The organism is Bifidobacterium pullorum DSM 20433 (assembly GCF_000771405.1).
In the GTDB taxonomy this organism is placed as follows: Bacteria; Actinomycetota; Actinomycetes; order Actinomycetales; family Bifidobacteriaceae; genus Bifidobacterium; species Bifidobacterium pullorum.
Window position 1 is genome coordinate 102132 of record NZ_JDUI01000009.1, and the last position, 22021, is coordinate 124152.

At 63.2% G+C, this 22021-nt stretch carries 33 protein-coding genes; 1 reads left to right on the top strand and 32 read right to left on the bottom strand.

Annotation, left to right across the window (positions count from 1 at the left end; translation table 11 throughout):
* Nucleotides 1-64 precede the first annotated feature (64 nt).
* The 31 genes from OU11_RS05740 to OU11_RS05890 form a co-directional block, all read right to left on the bottom strand.
* Nucleotides 65-1000, bottom strand: a complete 936-nt coding sequence (locus OU11_RS05740; protein WP_033515165.1) for a tRNA pseudouridine synthase A — start codon at nt 998-1000, stop codon at nt 65-67.
* Between the two features lie 369 nt (nt 1001-1369).
* Entirely contained in the window at nt 1370-1900 is a 531-nt protein-coding gene (gene rplQ / locus OU11_RS05745) for a 50S ribosomal protein L17 (RefSeq protein WP_033515167.1), read from the bottom strand.
* Nucleotides 1901-1986: 86 nt separating this feature from the next.
* The gene (locus OU11_RS05750) at nt 1987-2982 is read right to left on the bottom strand and encodes a DNA-directed RNA polymerase subunit alpha (RefSeq protein ID WP_033515169.1); all 996 of its coding nucleotides are present in this window, start codon (nt 2980-2982) and stop codon (nt 1987-1989) included.
* Between the two features lie 73 nt (nt 2983-3055).
* Nucleotides 3056-3454, bottom strand: coding sequence for a 30S ribosomal protein S11 (rpsK, locus tag OU11_RS05755; RefSeq protein ID WP_033505222.1), 399 nt, complete (start codon nt 3452-3454; stop codon nt 3056-3058).
* An 83-nt stretch (nt 3455-3537) separates the two neighbouring features.
* Nucleotides 3538-3915, bottom strand: a complete 378-nt coding sequence (gene rpsM / locus OU11_RS05760; protein ID WP_026641530.1) for a 30S ribosomal protein S13 — start codon at nt 3913-3915, stop codon at nt 3538-3540.
* 132 nt (nt 3916-4047) lie between these two features.
* The gene (gene rpmJ / locus OU11_RS05765) at nt 4048-4161 is read right to left on the bottom strand and encodes a 50S ribosomal protein L36 (protein ID WP_003842636.1); all 114 of its coding nucleotides are present in this window, start codon (nt 4159-4161) and stop codon (nt 4048-4050) included.
* A gap of 22 nt (nt 4162-4183) precedes the next feature.
* Nucleotides 4184-4402 (bottom strand): translation initiation factor IF-1, encoded by a 219-nt coding sequence (infA, locus tag OU11_RS05770; RefSeq protein ID WP_033515170.1) that lies wholly within the window; start codon nt 4400-4402, stop codon nt 4184-4186.
* Nucleotides 4403-4540: 138 nt separating this feature from the next.
* A complete protein-coding gene (locus tag OU11_RS05775; RefSeq protein WP_033515171.1) occupies nt 4541-5104 on the bottom strand; it encodes an adenylate kinase in 564 nt (187 codons plus the stop codon).
* 31 nt (nt 5105-5135) lie between these two features.
* Nucleotides 5136-6473 carry a preprotein translocase subunit SecY gene (gene secY, locus OU11_RS05780; RefSeq protein WP_033515172.1) on the bottom strand — a complete coding sequence of 446 codons (1338 nt, stop codon included), beginning with the start codon at nt 6471-6473 and terminating at the stop codon, nt 5136-5138.
* Nucleotides 6474-6675: 202 nt separating this feature from the next.
* The gene (gene rplO / locus OU11_RS05785) at nt 6676-7134 is read right to left on the bottom strand and encodes a 50S ribosomal protein L15 (RefSeq protein WP_033515173.1); all 459 of its coding nucleotides are present in this window, start codon (nt 7132-7134) and stop codon (nt 6676-6678) included.
* A 2-nt stretch (nt 7135-7136) separates the two neighbouring features.
* Nucleotides 7137-7322, bottom strand: coding sequence for a 50S ribosomal protein L30 (gene rpmD, locus OU11_RS05790; protein WP_033515174.1), 186 nt, complete (start codon nt 7320-7322; stop codon nt 7137-7139).
* Nucleotides 7322-8044, bottom strand: a complete 723-nt coding sequence (gene rpsE, locus OU11_RS05795) for a 30S ribosomal protein S5 (protein WP_033505233.1) — start codon at nt 8042-8044, stop codon at nt 7322-7324. The genes rpmD and rpsE overlap by 1 nt, the downstream gene beginning before the upstream one ends.
* Entirely contained in the window at nt 8041-8409 is a 369-nt protein-coding gene (gene rplR / locus OU11_RS05800; protein ID WP_033515175.1) for a 50S ribosomal protein L18, read from the bottom strand. Before rplR ends, rpsE begins: the two co-directional genes overlap by 4 nt.
* Nucleotide 8410: 1 nt before the next feature.
* Complete coding sequence (rplF, locus tag OU11_RS05805) at nt 8411-8950, bottom strand: 50S ribosomal protein L6 (RefSeq protein ID WP_033515177.1); 540 nt, start codon at nt 8948-8950, stop codon at nt 8411-8413.
* Between the two features lie 17 nt (nt 8951-8967).
* The gene (gene rpsH, locus OU11_RS05810) at nt 8968-9366 is read right to left on the bottom strand and encodes a 30S ribosomal protein S8 (protein ID WP_033505239.1); all 399 of its coding nucleotides are present in this window, start codon (nt 9364-9366) and stop codon (nt 8968-8970) included.
* 85 nt (nt 9367-9451) lie between these two features.
* The gene (locus tag OU11_RS05815) at nt 9452-9637 is read right to left on the bottom strand and encodes a type Z 30S ribosomal protein S14 (RefSeq protein ID WP_004114370.1); all 186 of its coding nucleotides are present in this window, start codon (nt 9635-9637) and stop codon (nt 9452-9454) included.
* A 1-nt stretch (nt 9638) separates the two neighbouring features.
* Complete coding sequence (gene rplE / locus OU11_RS05820; RefSeq protein ID WP_033515179.1) at nt 9639-10211, bottom strand: 50S ribosomal protein L5; 573 nt, start codon at nt 10209-10211, stop codon at nt 9639-9641.
* Nucleotides 10208-10543, bottom strand: a complete 336-nt coding sequence (gene rplX, locus OU11_RS05825) for a 50S ribosomal protein L24 (RefSeq protein WP_033505243.1) — start codon at nt 10541-10543, stop codon at nt 10208-10210. Before rplX ends, rplE begins: the two co-directional genes overlap by 4 nt.
* A gap of 2 nt (nt 10544-10545) precedes the next feature.
* Entirely contained in the window at nt 10546-10914 is a 369-nt protein-coding gene (rplN, locus tag OU11_RS05830) for a 50S ribosomal protein L14 (RefSeq protein ID WP_003808038.1), read from the bottom strand.
* A 91-nt stretch (nt 10915-11005) separates the two neighbouring features.
* Nucleotides 11006-11266, bottom strand: coding sequence for a 30S ribosomal protein S17 (rpsQ, locus tag OU11_RS05835; protein ID WP_033505245.1), 261 nt, complete (start codon nt 11264-11266; stop codon nt 11006-11008).
* Between the two features lie 2 nt (nt 11267-11268).
* Nucleotides 11269-11526, bottom strand: coding sequence for a 50S ribosomal protein L29 (gene rpmC / locus OU11_RS05840; protein ID WP_033505247.1), 258 nt, complete (start codon nt 11524-11526; stop codon nt 11269-11271).
* Complete coding sequence (gene rplP / locus OU11_RS05845) at nt 11526-11945, bottom strand: 50S ribosomal protein L16 (protein WP_033505249.1); 420 nt, start codon at nt 11943-11945, stop codon at nt 11526-11528. The genes rpmC and rplP overlap by 1 nt, the downstream gene beginning before the upstream one ends.
* A gap of 4 nt (nt 11946-11949) precedes the next feature.
* Entirely contained in the window at nt 11950-12768 is an 819-nt protein-coding gene (rpsC, locus tag OU11_RS05850; protein ID WP_033515181.1) for a 30S ribosomal protein S3, read from the bottom strand.
* 2 nt (nt 12769-12770) lie between these two features.
* Nucleotides 12771-13130 (bottom strand): 50S ribosomal protein L22, encoded by a 360-nt coding sequence (rplV, locus tag OU11_RS05855; protein WP_033515183.1) that lies wholly within the window; start codon nt 13128-13130, stop codon nt 12771-12773.
* Nucleotides 13131-13146: 16 nt separating this feature from the next.
* Nucleotides 13147-13425, bottom strand: coding sequence for a 30S ribosomal protein S19 (rpsS, locus tag OU11_RS05860; RefSeq protein ID WP_015450968.1), 279 nt, complete (start codon nt 13423-13425; stop codon nt 13147-13149).
* A gap of 15 nt (nt 13426-13440) precedes the next feature.
* A complete protein-coding gene (gene rplB / locus OU11_RS05865; RefSeq protein ID WP_033515185.1) occupies nt 13441-14271 on the bottom strand; it encodes a 50S ribosomal protein L2 in 831 nt (276 codons plus the stop codon).
* Nucleotides 14272-14306: 35 nt separating this feature from the next.
* Nucleotides 14307-14603, bottom strand: a complete 297-nt coding sequence (rplW, locus tag OU11_RS05870; RefSeq protein ID WP_033515186.1) for a 50S ribosomal protein L23 — start codon at nt 14601-14603, stop codon at nt 14307-14309.
* 5 nt (nt 14604-14608) lie between these two features.
* A complete protein-coding gene (gene rplD, locus OU11_RS05875; RefSeq protein ID WP_033515188.1) occupies nt 14609-15271 on the bottom strand; it encodes a 50S ribosomal protein L4 in 663 nt (220 codons plus the stop codon).
* A 6-nt stretch (nt 15272-15277) separates the two neighbouring features.
* Entirely contained in the window at nt 15278-15928 is a 651-nt protein-coding gene (gene rplC, locus OU11_RS05880; protein ID WP_033515190.1) for a 50S ribosomal protein L3, read from the bottom strand.
* 17 nt (nt 15929-15945) lie between these two features.
* A complete protein-coding gene (gene rpsJ / locus OU11_RS05885; RefSeq protein ID WP_003827292.1) occupies nt 15946-16254 on the bottom strand; it encodes a 30S ribosomal protein S10 in 309 nt (102 codons plus the stop codon).
* A 596-nt stretch (nt 16255-16850) separates the two neighbouring features.
* Nucleotides 16851-17603 carry a heparan-alpha-glucosaminide N-acetyltransferase gene (locus OU11_RS05890; protein ID WP_033515191.1) on the bottom strand — a complete coding sequence of 251 codons (753 nt, stop codon included), beginning with the start codon at nt 17601-17603 and terminating at the stop codon, nt 16851-16853.
* A gap of 328 nt (nt 17604-17931) precedes the next feature.
* Between OU11_RS05890 and OU11_RS05895 the strand changes: the two genes are divergently transcribed.
* The gene (locus tag OU11_RS05895) at nt 17932-18738 is read left to right on the top strand and encodes a YwiC-like family protein (RefSeq protein ID WP_052122718.1); all 807 of its coding nucleotides are present in this window, start codon (nt 17932-17934) and stop codon (nt 18736-18738) included.
* Nucleotides 18739-19080: 342 nt separating this feature from the next.
* Here the strand turns inward: OU11_RS05895 and adhE are convergent, their stop codons facing one another.
* Nucleotides 19081-21813, bottom strand: a complete 2733-nt coding sequence (adhE, locus tag OU11_RS05900; RefSeq protein WP_033515192.1) for a bifunctional acetaldehyde-CoA/alcohol dehydrogenase — start codon at nt 21811-21813, stop codon at nt 19081-19083.
* Nucleotides 21814-22021: the final 208 nt, after the last annotated feature.

The window sequence follows — 22021 nt, forward strand, 5'->3', positions numbered from 1 at the left end:
AAGTCGGCAAACTTTCGGGGGTGGTTTGCCACATCGTCGGCGTGTCGCGGCGAGCGAGCACCGTCTACAACGTGCGTTTGGCCCGAATCGCCTCGGCGCGCGTCGCCAGCCGGTCGTCGGGCGGATACGCCACATGCTCCAGCGTCAATCCCTGCGGCGCGATCGGACCGGTCGAGCCCTCCCGCAGCGGCACGGCCATCTTCCCGGCGAACCAGTCCAGGTCCTTCTTACCCTGTCCCACCTTCACGCAGGCATTGACCAGCGAACGGACCATATTGCGGGCGAAGGCGTCAGCCACGATCGTGAAGCACAGCAGTCCGGATTCGGCCGCGGGCACGGTATATCCATCGGCGGTCCCCTGTCCGGCGTCCCGGGCGTGATCGGGTCGGTCCGGGACCAGGGGCGAGACCGGGATGCGCGACCAATAGGCCCGCTTGACCTCGCGAATCGTGGTGCCGCCCGGATTGGGGGTCGCGAACGAACCGAAATCGTGCAGGCCGAGCGTCATGGTCGCCGCCGCATTCATCGCGTCGATGTCGAGACGGTCGTCGATGGCCAGCACGAAGCCGCGCATCCGGGGATCCACCGGACGCCCCTCATCGCAGATACGGTACACATAGGTGCGTTCCAGCGCCGAGAACCGGGCGTCGAACCCGTCGGGGGCCACACTCACCGCATGGATGGCGATGTCGGCGGGAACCATGCGGGACAAGCGACGGAACAGCGCCTCCGGGGCGGGCACGCCCATATGGCCCACGCAGCGGTCCAACGTGGCCTGGGACACGTCCAGGTGACAGACCTGATGCAGCGCGTGCACGCCGGTGTCGGTCCGGCCGGCCACGGTCAGACGCAGCGGCTCGTCGGCGTCATCCTGCGGGACGTGCAGGATTGTGTGCAGGGCTTGCTCCAACTCGCCTTGCACGGTACGCAGCGTCGGCTGCTTGGCCCAGCCGTAGAACGCGCCGCCGTCGTATCCCAGGTCCAGTCTCAGTCTCACCATGTCCGACTCCTCACCTTCTTCCCGATTCTCCCCGGCCCCTTCCTCCGGGTCGCTCCCGGACCATGTTCCGCTCCCTCCCCGGACTCTGATCCATCGTGACTGTGATCCATCTCCCAAACGTTGAAATACCAACCTTTTGTGGAATGGATCAGGGGCACGATGTGTCAGAGTCTGGAGAAGACCCCGTGACTCTGATCTATCGTGACGATGATCCATCTCCCGAAACGTTGGAATACCAACATTTTAAGGAATGGATCAAGGTCACGATGTGTCAGAGTCCGGAAGGGTGCGTGGAGGTCCGGGAGGTGTGGCTACGAAAAAGGGCCGGGAACTGGTGGTTCCCGACCCAATCAGCCTATCAGGCTATGCTCACTCGGCCTTCTCGGCCTCGTCCGCGGTCTCCTCAGCCGGAGCCTCGGCTTCAACGGCCTGCTCGGCCGGAGCCTCAGCGGCGGTCTCCTCGACCACGGCCGGGGTCTCGTCCTCGGCGGCGACCTTGGCGGCGGCTTCGGCTTCCTTCACCACGGCCTTCTTCGGGCTCACCGGCTCGGTGACCAGCTCGATGATGGCGGCGGGAGCGGCATCGCCCTTACGCGGGGCGATCTTGATGATGCGGGTGTAGCCGCCCTCACGCTGCTCCATCTGCTCGGCGATCTGGGTGAACAGCACATGCACCACGGACTTGTTGCGGATGACGCGCATCACGCGACGGCGGGAGTGCAGATCACCGCGCTTCGCGAAGGTGATCAGGCGCTCGGCCAGCGGACGCAGACGCTTGGCGCGCTGCAGGGTGGTGGTGATGCGGCCGTACTGGAACAGGCTGGTGGCCATGTTCGCGAGCATCAGGCGCTCATGCGCGGGGCTGGACGCCAGACGCGGGCCCTTCTTCGGGGTAGGCATAGTTAGTTACTCCTTATTGCCCCGGAGTCCAGGTGGGCAACTGCCCGAGCATCCGAACTCCGGAACGGTTGGTCGAAGTTGGCGGTTCACTCGTCCTCGGGCGAGAAGAACGTGCCACCTTCAAGGTTGTTGGCGTCGAAGCCCAGCGGCGAGGCCTTCAGCGACAGTCCGAGCGACTGCAGCTTCTCCTTGACCTCATCGATCGACTTCATGCCGAAATTGCGGATGTCGAGCAGGTCCTGCTCGGTGTGGGAGACGAGCTCGCCGATGGTGTGGATGCCCTCGCGCTTCAGGCAGTTGTAGCTGCGCTGAGTGAGGTTGAGATCCTCGATCGGCACGGCCATCTCGGGGTTCGTCTCCTCGACCACGGGGGCCGGGCCGACCTCGACGCCTTCCGCCTGGGTGTTGAGCTCGCGGCACAGGCCGAACAGCTCGACCAGCGTAGAGCCGGCGGAGGCCACCGCGTCACGCGGCGAGATGGCGGGCTTGGTCTCCACGTCCAGAATGAGCTTGTCGAAGTCCGTGCGCTGCTCCACACGGGTGGCCTCGACCTTGTAGCTCACCTTGAGCACCGGGGAGTAGATCGAGTCGACCGGGATGCGGCCGATCTCGTCGTTATCCTGCTTGTTCATCTGCGCGGGCACGTAGCCACGGCCACGCTCGACAGTGAACTCGATCTCGAGTTCGCCGTCCTCGGCCAGGGTGGCGATGTGCTTGTCCGGGTTGGCGATGGTCACACCGGCAGGCGGGGTGATGTCGCCGGCGGTCACTTCGCCCTCACCGTTCTTGCGCAGGTACATGACGACCGGTTCGTCATATTCGCTGGTGAGCACGATTCCCTTGATGTTGAGCAGGATCTCGGTCACGTCCTCCTCGACGCCGGGCAGAGTGGTGAACTCGTGCAGGGCACCGGAGATACGCACCGACGTCACAGCGGCACCCGGGATGGAGCTCAGGAGCGTACGGCGCAGCGAGTTGCCAAGCGTATAGCCGAATCCGGGCTCGAGCGGCTCGATCGTGAAGCGGGAGCGCTGGGGGTTGAGGGTTTCCTCGGTAAGTGTCGGACGCTGTGCGATAAGCACTGTGGTATCCTTTCAGCTCCCAACCGGTGGTGCACTCACCGGCCGAAGCGGGTTGGATGGATGGTTGGTGTGCTCAGACGCGACGGCGCTTCGGGGGACGAACGCCGTTGTGTGCTTGCGGGGTGACGTCGGTGATGGAACCGACCTCGAGTCCGGCGGACTGCAGGGAGCGGATCGCGGTCTCACGACCGGAGCCCGGGCCCTTGACGAACACGTCGACCTTCTTCAGACCGTGCTCCATCGCCTTGCGGGCGGCGGATTCGGCGGCCATGCCGGCGGCGTACGGCGTGGACTTACGGGAGCCCTTGAAGCCGACATCGCCACCGGACGCCCAGGAGAGCACGGCTCCGGACGGGTCGGTGATCGAGATGATGGTGTTGTTGAAAGTGGACTTGATGTGCGCCTGCCCGACCGGCACCGACTTGCGGTCCCGGCGACGCGGCTTGCGCGCAGCTTGCTTGTTCGCTGCCATTGACCCTCGTTTCCTAATAACGAATTTCTATGTCTGTTCCGGACGATGGAGCCTGCGCCCCGTGGCCCGGAACCTGCCACCGATTACTTGGTGGCCTTCTTCTTTCCGGCAACCGTACGCTTCGGGCCCTTGCGGGTACGGGCGTTGGTCTTGGTGCGCTGACCACGCACGGGAAGTCCCTTACGGTGACGCTGGCCTTGGTAGCAGTTGATCTGGATCTTGCGACGGATGTCCGCGTCGATCTCACGACGCAGATCGCCTTCGATCTTGTAGTTGCCTTCAAGATAGTCACGCAGCGTGATCAGCTGCTCATCCGTCAGATCCTTGACGCGGGTGTCCGGATTGATACCGGTCGCGGCAAGCGTTTCCTTCGCACGAGTGCGACCCACACCGAAGATATAGGTGAGGGCGATCTCGATGCGCTTCTCATTGGGGATGTCGACTCCGGCAAGACGTGCCATTGCGATTCCTTCTCATGTTCCGCAGGTCTTGCGCCGAGTCGTCCGGTCTCCCGGCCCGGGCCTGCGTACCCGGGGTTCAGCCGTTCGGCTGTGACTCAGCGCCTCTACTGTTGTGCCGCTGGAATCTGCGACTCAGCCCTGACGCTGCTTGTGGCGCGGGTTGATGCAGATCACCATGACGCGGCCGTGACGACGGATCACGCGGCAGTTCTCGCAGATCCTCTTCACACTAGGGCTGACCTTCATGGTTTTCCTTTGCTTGTGTACCTTACTTGTAACGGTACGTAATACGGCCTCGGTTCAGATCGTACGGGCTCATCTCCAGAACCACGCGGTCCTGCGGCAGGATGCGGATGTAGTTCTTGCGCATCTTGCCGGGAATGGTGGCCAGCACGACGTGCTTGTTCTCAAGCTCGACGCGGAACATCGCGTTCGGGAGGGCTTCCACCACCCGACCTTCGACTTCGATCACACCGTCTTTTGCCATGAGCCTCGTTCCGTTCCTTGGCTGATTACCTGCGGTGCATCATAAGACACACCAAATTGCAATAATACAGGAAACGGGGACCATACCACACACGGCGTGTCGTATGGTCCCCGTCCGGATGACGTCTGCTATGGCAGGTCACTCACCAAGCTGATCGATAATCTTGGCGTTGATCGCGTCGATCTCGCCGACGCCGTCCACCACGACCAGCATGCCGCGGTTCTCGTAGATGTCCAGCAGCGGCGCGGTCTCACGCTCGTAGGTCTCCAGACGCTTGGCGATGGCCTCCGGGGTGTCGTCGGAACGGCCCTGCTCGGCGGCGCGCTTGGCCATGCGCTCGAGCAGCACCTCACGGGCGGCCTCCAGGACCACGGCGTGGTCCAGCGGCGTGCCCAGATCGGCGAGCATCTCGTCGAGGGCCTGCACCTGGGCGGCGTTGCGCGGATACCCGTCGAGGATCCAGCCGTTCTGGGCGTCCTCCATGGCCAGACGGTCCTTGACGATCTGGTTGGTCAGCTCGTCCGGCACCAGCTCGCCGCGGTCCATATAGGCCTGGGCCTGCTTGCCGAGCTCCGTCTGGTTCTTGAGGTTGTAGCGGAAGATATCACCCGTCGAGATGGCGGGGATGCCATAGTGTTCGCTCAGCAGCGCGGCCTGGGTGCCCTTGCCGACGCCCTGCGGTCCCATGATCAGCAGTCGCATTGGTATTGTCTCCTTGGTTGCAGTGACTCGATTACTTGCCTTCGACGTGGTCGGTGCCTTCGAACAGGAATCCGGCGTACTGGAACTGTTCGGTCTGGGCCTTGGCTTGACGCAGCGAGTCCAGTCCGACACCCGCGATGATCAGAATCGTGGTGCCGCCGAACGGCAGCTGCGTGTTGAGGTTCAGCGCCATGATGAGCACGGTCGGGATGAGCGCCACGAACAGCAGGTAGATGGCACCCACGGTGTTCAGTCGGTTCATGACGTAGTTGAGGTAGCGGCTGGTGGCGTTGCCGGCGCGGATGCCCGGGATGAAGCCGCCGTACTGCTTCATGTTGTCAGCGGTCTCGTCCGGGTTGAACGTGATCGAGGTGTAGAAGAAGCAGAAGAAGACGATCATCAGCGCATACAGCGCGATGTACCACACCGAGGTGGTATCGGCCAGGTTGGAGTTGATCCACTCCACCCAGCCGGCGCTGCTGTCGCCGAACTGGGCGATCAGCGTCGGGATGGCCAGGATCGACGAGGCGAAGATCGGCGGGATGACGCCGGACATGTTGATCTTCAGCGGCAGGTAGGTGGACGATCCGCCGTACATCTTGCGGCCGATCATGCGGCGCGTGTACTGCACCGGGATGCGGCGCTGCGACAGCTCGACGAACACCACGAACACCAGGATGACCATCAGCACGCCCACGACGATGCCGAACTTCAGCCAGTCGCCGTCGGTGCCGTCGGTGCCCCAGCCGATCTCCCACAGCTGCGGCAGGAAGCCGGAGCAGATGGACATGAAGATGAGCACGGACATGCCCTGGCCGATGCCCTTGTCGGTGATGAGCTCGGCCATCCACATGATCAGGCCGGTGCCGCCGGTAAGCACGAGCACCATGACCACCAGCGACCACGGGGTGTCATTCGGAATCACATCGGAGCACTGATAGTTGAACAGCGCGCCCGAGTTGGCGGTCACCACGATGGTGGTGGACTGCAGCACGGCCAGACCGATGGTCAGGTAACGGGTGTACTGCGTGAGCTTCGCTTCGCCGGACTGCCCCTCCTTGTGCAGCGCCTCGAAGCGCGGAATCACCACGCGCAGCAGCTGGATGACGATCGACGCGGTGATGTACGGCATGACACCCAACGCGAAGATCGACAGCTGCAGCATCGCGCCGCCCGAGAACAGATTCACCAGACCGATGAAGTTCTCCTGATTGTTCGTCATCTCGTTGGCGCACTGCTGCACCACGGTGTAGTCCACACCCGGAATCGGGATGAACGAACCGATTCGGTAGATGATGATCATACCGAGGACGAAGAAGATCTTGTTCCTCAGCTCCTTCGTCCGAAAGGCCTGGATTAACGTCCTCACCTTGGATTCCTTCCTGATATCGTGCGTCATGCACGGCATGCGAACAGACTCTAACCGACGAGTCTAGCGCACAGTGCCTACCGGGATGCGTGGGGTTCCGTCGGATCCACGCGATGCCGGTCCAAAACAAACGTGACCCTCCCCGTCTGAGATGGGGAGGGTCACGTTCATATCAAGCCATGGGCTTCATCCCCGAGGCGACTCAGTCCTCGGAGACGGAACCGCCGGCGGCCTCGATCTTGGCCTTGGCCGAGGCGGAGGCCTTCATGCCCTTGAGCGTGAAGGCGGCCGCGGCGTCGCCGTCGCCCAGGACCTTGACCGGGTAGCCCTTGCGGACGGCACCCTTGGCGATCAGGTCCTCGACGGTGATCTCGCCACCGTTCGGGTACAGCTCGTTGAGAGCCGCGACGTTCACGACCTGGAACTCCTTCTTGAAGGGGCTCTTGAAGCCGCGAAGCTTCGGCAGGCGCATGTACAGCGGCAGCTGGCCACCTTCGAAGCCAGGACGAACCTGGTAGCGCTTCTTGGTGCCCTTGTCGCCACGGCCCGAGGTCTTACCCTTGGAGCCTTCACCACGGCCGACGCGGATGCGGTCCTTCTTGGCACCCGGAGCCGGCTTGAGGTCATGCATCTGCAGGATCTCGTTGTTCTCAGTAGCCATAATCAGTCAACCTCCTCGACGGTCACCAGATGGCGCACCGCGTTGACCAGGCCACGATTGGCCGGCGTGTCCTCACGGACCACGCTCTGGCCGATCTTACGCAGGCCGAGGGTCTGCACGGTGGCGCGATGGGCCGGCTTGGAGCCGATGGTGCTGCGCACCAGAGTGATCTTCATGTTCTTGGCCATCACTCACCATCCTTAGCGTTAGCGGCCTGGGCCTCCTCGCGGGCCTTGCGGGCCTCGGCGATGCCCTGGGCGCGGGAGCGCAGCAGAGCGTCCGGAGCGACCTCGTTGAGGGCCAGACCACGGCGGGCCGCGATCTCCTCCGGCTCCTCGAGCTGCTTCAGGGCGTCCACGGTGGCACGCACGACGTTGACCGCGGTGGCGGAACCCATCGACTTGGTCAACACGTCGGTGATGCCGGCGCACTCCATGACGGCGCGGACGGCGCCGCCGGCGATAACGCCGGTACCCGGGGCGGCCGGGCGCAGCAGGACGGTGCCGGCGGCGTCATGGCCGATGACGGGGTGGACGACGGTGCCACGCACGCGCGGCACGGTGAACATGTGCTTCTTGGCGTCCAGCTGGCCCTTGGCGATAGCGGCCGGAACCTCACGGGACTTGCCGTAGCCGACACCGACGGTGCCGTTGCCGTCGCCGACCACCACGAGGGCGGCGAAGCTGAACGTACGGCCACCCTTGTGGGTCTTGGAGACGCGGTTGATGGTCACCACGCGGTCGAGCAGCTCGTCGCCGCGGTTCTCCTCGCGACGGTTGCGGCGCTCGCCACGGCGACCCTCACCACGCTGGCCACGGCGCGAACGACGGTCGTCGTTGCGCTCCTCGGCGGGCGCCTGAGTGTTCTGAGTTTCTTCAGCCACTTGGGTTTCCTTCTCGTTGTCGCTCACAGCTCCAGACCTCCCTCGCGGGCGCCTTCAGCAACAGCTGCGACGCGGCCATGATACTTGTTGCCACCACGGTCGAACACCACCTTGGTGATGCCGGCGTCCTGGGCCTTCTTGGCGATGAGCGAGCCGACCTGCTTGGCGGCCTCGACCTTGGTGCCCTGGAAATCGGCCAGATCGGAGATCGTCGAGGCGCTGACCAGGGTGATGCCCTTGGTGTCGTCGACGACCTGCGCGACCATATGGCGGTTCGAGCGGGTGATCACCAGACGCGGACGCTCCGGGGTGCCGGTGATGCGCTTGCGAAGACGGGCGTGACGGCGCAGACGAGCGACCTTCTTGCCCTTACCGATAATCTGCACGGTCATATCACTTACCAGCCTTTCCAGCCTTGCGCAGGATACGCTCGTCGGCGTACTTGATGCCCTTGCCCTTGTAGGGTTCCGGGGCGCGCAGCTTGCGGATGTTCGCGGCCACCTGACCCACAGCCTGCTTGTCGGTGCCCTTGACGATCACCTGGTTGGGGTTCGGCAGTTCGAACTCGATGCCTTCCGGCGGTTCGACGGTGATGGTGTGCGAATAGCCGAGCGAGAACTCGATGCCCTTGCCCTTCATCGCGGCACGGTAACCGGTGCCGATGATCTCGAGGGTCTTGGCATAGCCTTCGTGCACGCCCTTGACCATGCCGGCGATGATCGAACGGCTCAGGCCATGCTTGGCGCGGGTCGGACGAGTGTCGTCAGCCGGGGTGAGGATGATCTCGTTGCCTTCAACGGCACCCGTGATGCCCTCGGGGATAACGTAGGAGTCGGAACCCTTCGGGCCCTTGGCCGAGAAGTTCTGACCGTCGATCGTGACTTCCACGCCGGCCGGGATGGCGACGGGGAGCTTACCAATATGCGATGCCATGTGTCAGCTCTCCTTTCTCACCACACATAGGCGACGATCTCGCCGCCGATGCCCCGGTCGAGGCATTCCTTCTGGGTCAGCAGTCCCGAGCTCGTCGAGATGATCGCGATGCCGAGGCCACCCAACGGCATGGGCAGCGCGTCGGACTTCGCGTAGCGACGCAGGCCGGGCTTCGAGATGCGCTTGATGCCCTGGATCGAGCGCTCACCGTTCGGGCCGTACTTGAGAGTGATCTCAAGGGTCTGGCCGACGCGGGCCTCCTTGGCGGTGAAGTCCTGGATGAAACCTTCACGCTTGAGGATCTCGGCGATGTTCGCCTTGAACTTCGAGTACGGCATATCCACGGTCTCGTGCTTCGCCGCGCTCGCATTACGCAGACGCGTAAGCATGTCTGCGATCGGATCTGTCATTGTCATGTGGGCTAACGCCCTTTCTCGCCGTGGTTTCCGCCGCCCTTACCCCTTTCGGGGATTCAGGCCGCGGACCTTCAGCGTCGATGGTTTACCAACTGGACTTCGTAACTCCGGGCAGCTCGCCACGGTGGGCCTTCTCACGAAGGCAGACGCGGCACAGGCCGAACTTGCGGTAGACGGAGTGGGGACGACCGCACACCTGGCAGCGCGTGTACGCGCGCACCTTGAACTTCGGCTTGGCGGCCGCCTTGTTCTTCAGAGCGGTTTTTGCCATATCAGTTCTCCTTGAAGGGGAAGCCCAGGTGCTTGAGCAGCGCGCGGGCCTCGGTGTCGTCCTTGGTGCTGGTCACCACGGTGATGTCCATACCACGCTGGTGATCGATCGAATCCGGATCGATCTCGTGGAACATGGACTGCTCCGTGAGGCCGAAGTTGTAGTTGCCGTTGCCGTCGAACTGGTTGCCGTTGATGCCGCGGAAATCGCGGATGCGCGGCAGGGCCAGGGTCAGCAGACGGTCCAGGAACTCCCACATGCGATCGCCACGCAGCGTCACATAGGCACCGATGGCCTGGCCCTCACGCAGATGGAACTGCGCGACGGACTTCTTGGCCTTGGTGATCTTCGGCTTCTGGCCGGTGATCAGGGTGAGGTCCTTGACGGCGCCTTCGATGAGCTTGGAGTCGCGAGCGGCGGCACCAACGCCCATGGAGACGACGACCTTCTCGACACGCGCCACCTGCATCGGGTTGGAGTACTTGAACTCCTTCTCGAGCTCCGGCACGATCTGGTCCTTGTACTGCTGCTTCAGGCGCGGGGTGGCCGGCGCTTCGATAGTGGTATCGGTCATGCCAGCTCCTTTCCGGACTTCTTGGCAACACGCACGCGCACGGTCTTGACCTTGCCGTCGCGAGCCTCTTCCTTCACAATCACGCCCACGCGGGTCGGCTGCTTGGTCTCCGGGTCGATCAGCATCACGTTGGAGCGATGGATCGGGGCCTCGACGGAGACGATGCCGGACTGCTGACCCTGCTGGGTGGCGCGAACGTGCTTCTTGACGATCTGCACGCCTTCGACGATCAGGCGGTCGTTGGGCAGCACGCGGGTGACGGTGCCTTCCTTGCCGCGGTCCTTGCCGCGGATGACCTTGACCAGGTCGCCGGTCTTGATCTTGGCTACCATGCTCAGATCACCTCCGGGGCGAGGGACACGATCTTCATGAAGCGCTTGTCGCGCAGCTCACGACCGACCGGTCCGAAGATACGAGTGCCCTTCGGTTCACGGCCGGAGCCGAGAATGACGGCGGCGTTCTCGTCGAACTTGATGTAGGAGCCATCGACACGGCGATGCTCCTTGACGGTACGGACGACGACGGCCTTGACCACGTCGCCCTTCTTGACCGACCCGCCAGGGATCGCGTCCTTGACGGAGGCGACGATCACGTCGCCGATGCCGGCATAGCGTCGCTTCGATCCGCCGAGCACTCGGATGGCCAAGAGTTCCTTGGCACCCGTGTTGTCGGCGACATGAAGCCGCGTTTCCTGCTGAATCATTGATTCTCCTTAGCCGAGCTGGTTCTCCCCGAGCACCCCGCCCGCTCGCGAAAAGCGGGCGGGGTGACTCGCGGAGCCTTGCCGAACTTATTTACTTGGCGCGCTCGATGATCGAGACGAGACGCCAACGCTTGGTCTTGCTCAGGGGCCGAGTCTCCATAATACTCACGAGGTCGCCAACGTGGGCTTCGCCGTGTTCATCATGGGCCTTGACCTTGCGGGTGGAGCGAACGACCTTGCCGTACAGCGGGTGGGTCGAACGCTGCTCGAGCTCGACGGTGATCGTCTTGTCCATCGCGTCGGACACGACGTAACCGCGACGAACCTTGCGGAAGTTGCGCTCTTCAGCCATGCTTACTTCTCCTCAGTCTTCGTTTCGGTCGCCTCGGGCGCCTGGCTGATGCCGAGCTCACGCTCGCGCAGGACGGTGTACATCCTGGCGATGTCGTGCTTGACCGCCTTGAGGCGGGCGGTGTTCTCGAGCTGGCCGGTGGCCGACTGGAAGCGCAGGTTGAACAGCTCTTCCTTGGACTTCTTCAGGAAGCCCTCGATCTCGGCGTTGGTCTTCTCGTTGAGATTCTGGATGGTGTAGTCTGCAGTTCCGACTGACATCAGATGTCACCGCCTTCGCGAGCAATAACACGGCACTTCATGGGGAGCTTGTCGATGGCGCGGCGCAGGGCCTCGCGGGCGACTTCCTCCGAGACACCGCCGATCTCGAACATCACGCGACCGGGGTGGATGTTGGCGATCCAGAACTCAGGCGTACCCTTACCGGAACCCATTCGGGTGCCCAACGGCTTCTTCGTGAGCGGACGATCCGGGAACACGGTGATCCACACACGACCGCCACGCTTGATGTAGCGGGTCATGGCGATACGGGCGGCCTCGATCTGACGGTTGGTCACATAGGCCGGCGCGAGCGCCTGGATACCGAAATCGCCGAACGCGATCTCGTTGCCGCCCTTGGACATACCACTACGGGTAGGACGGTGCTGCTTGCGGTACTTGGTCCTCTTCGGGATAAGCATCAGCTCACTCCTTCGTTTCCGTTGCGGCAGGTGCCTCGGCGGCGGCCGGAGCCTCGGCCGCGGGGGCGGCCTCGACGGCGGCGTTCTGACGCTGGGCCGGACGGTTGCCACGGCGCGGGCGGCGATCGCCGCGACGGCCGGAGCGGTTGTTGCCCTGCTGCGCCTGCTGCTCTTCGAACTCACGCTCGGTCATATCGCCCTTGTAGATCCACACCTTCACGCCGATGCGGCCGTAGGTGGTCTTGGCCTCGAAGAAGCCGTAATCGATCAGGGCGCGGAGGGTCTGCAGCGGAACGCGGCCCTCACGGTAGAACTCGGAACGGCTCATTTCCGCACCGCCAAGACGGCCGGAGAGCTTGATACGGATGCCCTTGGCGCCGGCACGCATCGCGTCCTGCTGGGCCTTGCGCATCGCGCGACGGAAGGTCACGCGGTTGCTCAGCTGCTCGGCGATGCCCTGGGCCACCAGCTGGGCGTCCAGCGCAGCGTTCTTCACCTCGAAGATGTTGAGCTGGACCTGCTTGCCGGTGAGCTTCTCGAGCTTGGCGCGAACGCGCTCGGCCTCGGCGCCGCGGCGACCGATGACGATGCCCGGACGGGCGGTGTGGATGTCCACACGCACGCGGTCACGGGTGCGCTCGATGACGATGCGGGACACGCCCGCACGCTCGAGGTCCTTGCTCATGGCCTTGCGGATCTGATCGTCCTCAAGCACGAAGTCGCGGTAGCGCTCGCCAGCCTTGTTGGAGTCGGAGAACCAGCGCGAACGATGGTTCTCGGTGATGCCCAGGCGATAGCCAAAGGGATTAATCTTCTGACCCATCTTTAGCGGGCTCCTTCCTTGCTAGCGACGACGACCGTGATGTGGCTCGTGCGCTTGTTGATACGAGCGGCACGGCCCTGGGCGCGGGCGCGGAAACGCTTGAGCGTCACGCCTTCGTCCACATAGGTCTCCTTGATGACCAGATCGTTCTCGCGGAACGGCTCGCCGGCCTTGTCGGCCTTCACGCGAGCGTTGGCGATGGCGCTCTCCAGCGTCTTGAGCACCGGCAGAGCGGCGGACTGGGGGGCGAACTTCAGGATGGTGACGGCTTCGGTCGCCTGCTTGCCTCGGATGAGGTTGACCATGCGGCGAGCCTTGCGCGGCGTCACGCGGACGTGACGAGCGATTGCTTTAGCTTCCATAAGTCTTTACTCTCCTTTAGCGGCGGGCCTTCTTGTCGTCCTTCACGTGACCCTTGAAGGTCTTCGTGGGGGCGAACTCACCGAGCTTGTGACCGACCATCGCCTCAGTGACGAACACCGGCACATGCTTGCGGCCGTCGTGAACGGCGAAGGTGTGACCGATGAAGTCCGGGGTGATCATCGAGCGGCGCGACCACGTCTTGATGACGTTGTGCGTGCCCTTCTCGTTCTGCTCGTCGACTTTCTTCTGCAGGTGGGCGTCGACGAAGGGCCCCTTCTTGATGCTACGAGTCATCTTCTCGACACTCCCTTACTTGCGGTTCTTACCATTCGGACGACGACGAACAATCATCTTGTTCGAAGCCTTCTTCGGACGACGGGTACGAACTTCACCCTTGCCCCACGGGGAGACCGGCGGCTTGCCACCGCGGGTACGACCGCCGTGCGGGTGGTCGACCGGGTTCATGGACTCACCACGGGTGATCGGGCGCTTGCCCATCCAGCGGGCGCGGCCGGCCTTGCCGAGCTGCACGTTGGCGTGGTCGGAGTTGCCGACCTCACCGACGGTGGCGCGGCAGCGGGCGTCCACGTTGCGGATTTCGCCGGACGGCATACGCAGCTGGGCGTAGGCGCCATCCTTGGCGACGAGCTGAACGGCGGCACCGGCGGAGCGGGCGATCTTGGCGCCACCCAGCGGGCGGAGCTCGATCGCGTGCACGACGGTACCGGTCGGGATGTTGCGCAGCGGCAGGTTGTTGCCCGGCTTGATATCGGCCTGGGCGCCGGTCTCGATGACGTCGCCCTGCTTGATGCCTTCCGGAGCGATGATGTAGCGCTTCTCGCCGTCGGCATAGTGCAGCAACGCGATGCGGGCGGAGCGGTTCGGGTCGTACTCGATGTGAGCGACCTTGGCCGGCACGCCGTCCTTATCCCAACGACGGAAGTCGATGAGACGGTACTGGCGCTTGTGGCCGCCGCCGCGATGGCGGGAGGTCATACGGCCGTAGGAGTTGCGGCCGCCAGTCTTGCTGAGCTTGCGAACCAGCGACTTCTCAGGCGTCGAGCGCGTGATCTCGGAGAAATCCGAGACCGAAGCGTTGCGGCGGCCCGCAGTCGTCGGCTTATAAACGCGGATAGCCATAATGTAGTTCTTCCTTTGACTTTGTCGGCTAGCCTTCAGTTACCAAAGATGTCGATCGTCTGGCCCTCGGCGACGGTCACGATCGCGCGCTTCTCGTTGACACGCTGGCCGTAACCGGTGCGGGTGCGCTGACGCTTGCCGGCGCGGTTGAGGGTGTTGACGTTCGTCACCTTGACCTTGAAGATCTCTTCGATAGCCTGCTTGATCTGCACCTTGTTCGCGCCCGGGGCCACCACGAAGGTGTACTGGCCGCGGTCGGACAGGGCATAGCTCTTCTCGGAGACGACGGGCTTGAGGATGACGTCGTGGGCGGGCTTGTGAATAGCGACCATAATGATCAGGCCTCCTTAGCCTTGGACTCGCCCTTCGCCTCGAGGAAGGCCTCGAAGCCCTCCTTCGAGAAGACGACGTACTGGGCGGTGACCACATCATACGTGTTCAGCTGATCGGCGAAGATCGGATGAACGGTGGGGATGTTGCGGACGGACAGCCACTCGTTCACGTTGTCGCGCGACAGCACGACGGTGGTGAACTTGTTCTCGGTCAGCGACAGGGCGGCGACCGCGGCCTTGGTGGACGGGGTCTCGCCGATGCCGAAGTCGACGACGGCGACACGGCCGGCGTTGGCGCGATCGGAGAGCACGTAACGCAGGGCGGCAGCCTTCATCTTCTTGGGGGTGCGCTGGTCATACTTGCGCGGGACCGGACCGTGGACGACGCCACCGTGGTACCACTGCGGAGCGCGGGTCGAGCCCTGACGAGCGCGGCCGGTGCCCTTCTGCTTCCACGGCTTCTTGCCGCCGCCGGAGACCGCACCGCGGTTCTTCACGGCGTGGGTGCCCTGACGGGCAGCCGCGAGCTGGGCAACGACGACCTGGTGCACCAGCGGCACGTGAGCCTGGATCTCCTCGTTGGAGATGCCGAACAGCTCGGCCGGCGCTTCGACGGTGCCGGTGGCCTGGCCCTTGGCGTCAGTGACGTTCAGAGTAACGTTTGCCATGATTTATCAGGCTCCCTTCACTGCCGAACGGACGAGAACGATGCTGCCCTTGGGGCCGGGGATGGCGCCCTTGATGGCGAGAATGCCGTTCTCGACATCCGACGAGACGACGGTGAGATTCTGCACGGTGGAGGTCACATGGCCCATACGACCGGCCATGCGCTTGCCCTTGAGAATGCGGCTCGGGGTGGCGCAGGCACCGACCGAACCCGGACGACGCTCGTTCTTGTGCGAGCCGTGGGAACGACGGTACGAGGCGAAGCCCCAGCGCTTGATGGTGCCGGCGAAGCCCTTGCCCTTGGTGGTGCCGGTCACGTCGACCTGAGCGCCCTCGGCGAACAGTTCGGCGGTCAGCTCCTGGCCGGGAGTGAACTCGTCAACGTTCTCGGTGCGCACCTCGACGAGGTGACGGCGCGGGGTCACACCGGCCTTGGCGAAGTGACCAGCCAGCGGCTTGGTGACCTTCGTCGGGTCGATCTGGCCGTAGCCGAGCTGCACGGCCTTGTAGCCGTCGGTCTCCTCGGTCTTCACGGCGGTGACCACGTTGGTGGACACGTCAACGAGCGTCACGGGCACGAAGAAGCCGTTCTCGTCCCAAACCTGCGACATGCCGAGCTTCTTGCCCAGCAGCGCGGTGCGATTTGCTTGCTGCGACATTACGGTTCCCTCCTCCCTTACAGCTTGATCTCGATGTTCACATCGGCGGGCAGATCGATGTGCATCAGGGAATCCACAGCCTTCGGGGTGGGGTCCACGATGTCGATAAGACGCTTATGAGTGCGCATTTCGAAGTGCTCGCGCGAATCCTTGTACTTGTGAGGAGAACGAATGACACAGAACACGTTCTTCTCGGTCGGGAGCGGAACCGGGCCCACCACCGTGGCACCCGCGTTCGTCACCGTTTCGACGATCTTCTTCGCCGATTGGTCGATGACCTCATGGTCATAGGACTTAAGCCTGATGCGGATTTTCTGTCCCGCCATTGCCGTCCGCCCTTTCTAGCGATTCGTTTACTGTTTACCATCCTGTCTCAGGGCACCGGCAGCCACACCGCGGAAGGCATACGCTCCCATGGCGGTCCACATCAGTGCGCAGGCACTCGAGCATCCCACTGGTGAAAGGTGCTCGTCCCGCGCTCGCTTTTTTTGATTCAATTTGCGAGCCCAAAACAGGCAACTTGATAATTAAAGCATTGGGGGTGGCCTATAGGAGTTCGGGCGTGTCGCCCTCGCCCCGCCACATTCCCTCGGCCCACAGCGTCGCCTCGGCGTCACCTCGATGTCGCTGCGGTACGGTACAAAACACCAATCACCGACAAAAAACAACACCGTACCACAACAGCGTGGTACGGTACTTGCTTTCACGCGATACAGCGGTTCCGTACCGTACCACAATGGCAAAGGCCATCATCCCCCATTGATATTCCGCCATTCTTCCGTACCACAGCTCGAGTGGTACGGTACGGAACAGCAAAAGTCGCACTTTAGCTGTTTCGTACCTCAATATCGTGGTACGGTACACGCCTTCACACGACACAGCGGTTCCGTACCGTACCACGATGTTGCCGACCGCCACGCGATCAGGCGGAGCCGAACAGAAGCTCGCAAGCAAGCATGCAGACGGGCTGGTGGATGAGATAGATCCAGATGCTGTAGCGGCCGACCGCGGACAGCGGCGCCACACCATACCGTGCCACGGACTGCAGCGGACGGATCGCCATCACGATCCGGTTCAGGAAATACCCGCATATATAGAGGAACAACCACGGCAGAATCGGGAAGTAGTCGCTGGATCGGAAGCCCGGGAACGGGAAGCCGAACGGGGTCAGCACATGACAGTCGTAGAGCCAGGCGGGCAGGCCCAGCCGAAACACGCCGGGCCATTCCAGATATCCCAGCTGCGCGTTCCTGAACACCATGAACAACGCGAACGCCGCCAGCACCCCGATGGCCGCGGGAATCCTTTTCAGTACCGGTTCCAACGCAATCATCAGCAGCACCGCGCAGCCGATGCAGTTGAGGATGCCGAACCACACCGCCTGCGCCGGCATGAGCAGCACCGTCACGCCGCTGATTACCAATCCCCAGACGTTCAGCATGATGCCACGTTTGACGTTACCGCTTCTCCCCCACGGCCACACGAATCCGGAGACCAGGATGAACGTCCAGCAGATCGACTGCTGCCAGACGTGCACAGCGGGCTGCGAGTACCAGGACGGGTCGCGCCCATAGACCATGAATATGTCGTAGCAGCAGTGGAAGATCACCATGCTGACGATGGCGATCCCGCGGATTGTGTCGATCAGATCGTAACGTCCCTCATGCGTCGGCATTGCGCTCCTCCGTCGTCGGATGGTTCTTCGCACACTCTACCGCAGCTACCGTGACTCTGATCCATTCCCATCAAGCCCTTCAACACAAAACGTTGGAATTCCAAGGGACCGACCGATAGATCACAGTCACGATAGATCACAGTCACGCCATCGACGGCATCATCGCGGACGCCGTGACTCTGATCCATTCGGCGTGTCCGCTGATCTCGGAAACACTGAGATTCCGGGGTTAAGCACGAAGGATCAGAGTCACGATAGATCAGAGTCCGGGAAATGTGCGCGGAAAAAGGTCTGGACAGGGGCGGCACGCACTGATTAACTGGAGAGCATGAACGTGAAGCGAAGCGAACCGTCCCGTCCGTTGTCCGCGAAGAACTGGGTTCCGGATCAGCCCGGAGCATGGGCCATGGCGCTGCTGCCCGCCTTGGCCGGCATGGTGGTCGGAGGGTTCGATGCCGGCCGACTGTGGCTGACGGGCGCATGGCTGCTGTGCTATTGCGTGCAGTTCACGGCGGCACGATGGCTGCGGTCGCGATTCCAGCGCCGATACCTGCCGCCGGTGCTGACCTACACCGCGCTGTTGGCGGTTGCGGGCGTGCCGCTGCTGGCGATGCATCCACTGATTCTGGTATGGGCGCCGCTGTACGTGGCGTGCGCCGGTGTTTCGTTCCTGGGTGCGTGGCTGCGCAGGGAGCGGTCGCTGTGGGCCAACGCGGCGGCGGTGATCGCCACGTCGATGATGGCATACGTGGTGTATGCCTTCGACGACCCCAATCTGTTGGGGCGGACCAGCATGGGACTCGTGCTCGCCGGCATGTTCGCACTGACACAGTTCGGATCGGTGCTGTACGTCAAGACGATGATCCGGGAGCGCCGCAACAATCGCTATCTGGCGGCGTCGTGGATCTGGCATGCGGCGTTGCTGGCTCTGGCCTGCACGATTTCAGGTGGCACGCTGCCATTGCCGATCATCGCGACGGCCCTCTTGCTCAGGGCGGTTGCGATGCCGCTGTTGGGACGCAGGATTCGCATCAAGCCCATTGTGGTGGGGCTGCTGGAGATGGTGTTCAGCGTAACGGTGTGCATCTACGCGCCGTTCTGCGCACCGTGGATTTCGGTGGCCCTAACGTTCTAGTCCAAACGGTGCAGCAACACCATGAGGCTGCCGCAGAAGGACCAGACGGGCTGGGGGTGCAAGCAACGAGTGAGACGGGTGGGACACTGCGCACATATGGCACAGACGCAAAAGCCTCGGGCGGATAGCTGGTATCCGTCCGAGGCCCTTACGTTGTACGGCCGGCCATCTGCCAGAGACTAGAGACCAGAGACCAGAGACCGGAACCCAGAGACCAGAAACCGGAAACCAGAAACCAGAGGCAAAAGCCAGCGATCCAGCCGATTAACGACCAGTGCCCGGCAGCTGACCCATCAAGATCAGCTGCCGGGCACCTAGCCGTTTAACAATCGGCGGTTACGCTCAGGCGCGCTCCGAAGCCTCCTCGGTCGCGGCCTCGCCCTGACGCTCGACGCGCAGGCGATGACCCTCGGCCTGGGAGACGCCATAGTAGGCGGCGATGGCGATGTCCTTCATGTCCTCGATCATCGGGATGCGCGGGTTCGCGGGGGCGCACTGGTCCTCGTAGGCGCGCATGCCGATCTCGTCGATGACGGACCAGTAGTAGTCCTCATCAACGCCGCAGTCCTGGAAGGACTTGTTCATCTGCAGCTTGTTGTCGCGGTAGTCCTCCACGGCGCGGGCCAGGTTCTCGACGCCCTCGGCCGGGGTGGTGCCCGGGTTGATGCCGAGGTTGCGGGCGATCTCCTGGTAGCGCTCCGGCGCGATGTACTTGTTGTACTTCGGCCAGCTGGTGGGCTCCAGCGGGATCTGGCCGTTGTAGCGGATCACGTACGGCAGCAGGATGGAGTTGGTGCGGCCGTGGGCCACGTGGCACAGCGCGCCGATGGTGTGGGCCATGGCGTGGCACATGCCGAGGAACGCGGAGCCGAAGGCCATGCCGGCCATGGTGGCGGCGTTGTGCATCTTCTCCTGGGCCTTGATCTTCTCCTCGCCCGCTTCCAGGTTGACCGAGGGGGCCAGGTTGTCCCAGATCAGCTTGGCCGCGTGCAGCGCCATACCGTCAGTGAAGTCGTTGGCGTACACGGAGGCGTAGGCCTCGAAGGAGTGGGTCAGGGCGTCGAAGCCGGCGTCGCAGGCCAGCTTGCGCGGCTGGGTGCGGGCCAGGACCGGATCGACGATGGCGACCGACGGGGTCAGCGCGTAATCGGTGATCGGGTACTTGTAGCCGGTCTTGTGGTCGGTGATCACGGCGAACGGCGTGACTTCCGAGCCGGTGCCGGACGAGGTCGGGATGCACACGAGCTTGGCCTTCTTGCCCAGCGGCGGGATCTTGAAGGCGCGCTTGCGGATATCGAAGAACTTCTCACGGACGTCGGAGAAGGAGATTTCCGGATGCTCGTACAGCAGCCACATGATCTTGGCCGCGTCCATCGGGGAGCCGCCGCCGACCGCAATGATTGTGTCGGGCTCGAACTCCTCGCGCATCATCTCCGCGCCCTTCTCGACGGTCTCGACCGAAGGCTCCGGCTCGACGTAGTCGATGATGCGGAAGGTGACGTTGTTGGAGCGGGCACGCAGCTGGTCGATGACCTTGTCGACGATGCCGAGCTGCTCCATGACCTTGTCGCAGACGATGACGGCCTTCTCGATGCCGTACATGTCGCGCAGGTACTTGATCGCGTTCGGCTCGAAGTAGGTCTTGGCCGGGATCTTGAACCACTGCATGTTGTTGTTCCTCCGAGCGATGCGCTTGATGTTGATGAGGTTCACGGCCTGGACGTTGCCGGAGACGGAGTTGCCGCCGTAGGAGCCGCAGCCCAGGGTCAGCGACGGGGCGATGGCGTTGTAGATGTCGCCGACGCCGCCGAGCGAGCTCGGGGAGTTCCAGATCACGCGGCAGGCATGCATGCGCACGCCATACTCACGCACCAGTTCCTGGTTGTTGGTGTGGATGACGGCGGTGTGGCCGGCGCCGTGCACGAGCATCTGCTCGCACATCTTGAAGCCGGTCTCCTTGTCCGGGGACTTGAGCACGGCCTGGACCGGGCACAGCTTCTCCATGGTCAGCGGCTCGTTCTCGCCGACTTCCTTGCACTCGGCGCAGATGATCGTGGTGTCCTCGGGAATCGAGAAGCCGGCGGCGTTCGCGATGAAGTGCGGGGACTTGCCCGGGACCACGTTGTTGAGCTTCGGGGTCTGGCCCGAGTAGGAGGTGCAACCGAACATGTACTGCTCGAGCTTGGCCTTCTCCTCGTCGGTGACGAAGTAGGCCTTGCGGCGCTTGAGCTCCTGGATCAGCGGGTCGTACACGTCCTTGTCGGCGATGATGGCCTGCTCGGTGGCGCAGATCATGCCGTAATCGAAGTGCTTGGAGAGCACCAGATCGTTGGCGGCGCGGACGATGTCCACGTCCTTGTCCACATAGGCCGGGGCGTTGCCGGCGCCCACGCCGAGGGCGGGCTTGCCGGAGGAGTACGCGGCGGTGACCATGCCCGGGCCGCCGGTGGCCAGGATGGTGGCGATGCCGGGGTGCTTCATCAGCGCGCCGGTGGCCTCGATGGACGGATGCTCGATCCACTGGATGCAGTTCTCCGGAGCGCCGGCCTCGATGGCGGCGTCACGCACGATGCGGGCGGCCTCGGCGGAGCACTTCTGGGCGAACGGATGGAAGCCGAAGACGATCGGGCAGCGGGTCTTCAGCGCGATGAGCGACTTGAAGATCGCGGTCGAGGTCGGGTTGGTGACCGGGGTCACGCCGGCGACGACGCCGACCGGTTCGGCGACCTCGTCGATGCCCATGACGTCGTCCTCACGGATGATGCCGACGGTACGCTGGCCAGCCAGATAGTTGGTCACGTGCTCGCAGGCGAAGATGTTCTTGGTGGCCTTGTCCTCGACCAGACCACGGCCGGTCTCCTCGACGGCCATCTTGGCCAGCACAAGGTGCTTGTTCAGCGCCGCGATGGACGCCTTGGCGACGATGTGGTCGATCTGCTTCTGGTCGAGCTTCTCGAACTCGTCAAGGGCCTTGAGACCCTTCTTGACCAGGGCGTCGACCTCGGCCTCGGCCGCCGCGAGCTTCTCCTCGGGGGTCGGCTTGGCCGGTGCCGCGTTCTTCTTTGCTTCTGCCACTTCGGTCCTCCTCGATCTTGTTAGATGCAAAGGTGTCTCTCTCCCGCCCCGAACGTCAAGGCGGAACCGTCACGGAAATCTGTGACCTGCATCACAATTTAGCCGATAATCCCTACTTTTCGTAGGGTGGTTCGAATTGAGCGTGTCATGGTTGAAGACGGGCAGTAAACGTTTGGTTGCGTTATCTTTTTGTCCGTTTCAACCATGA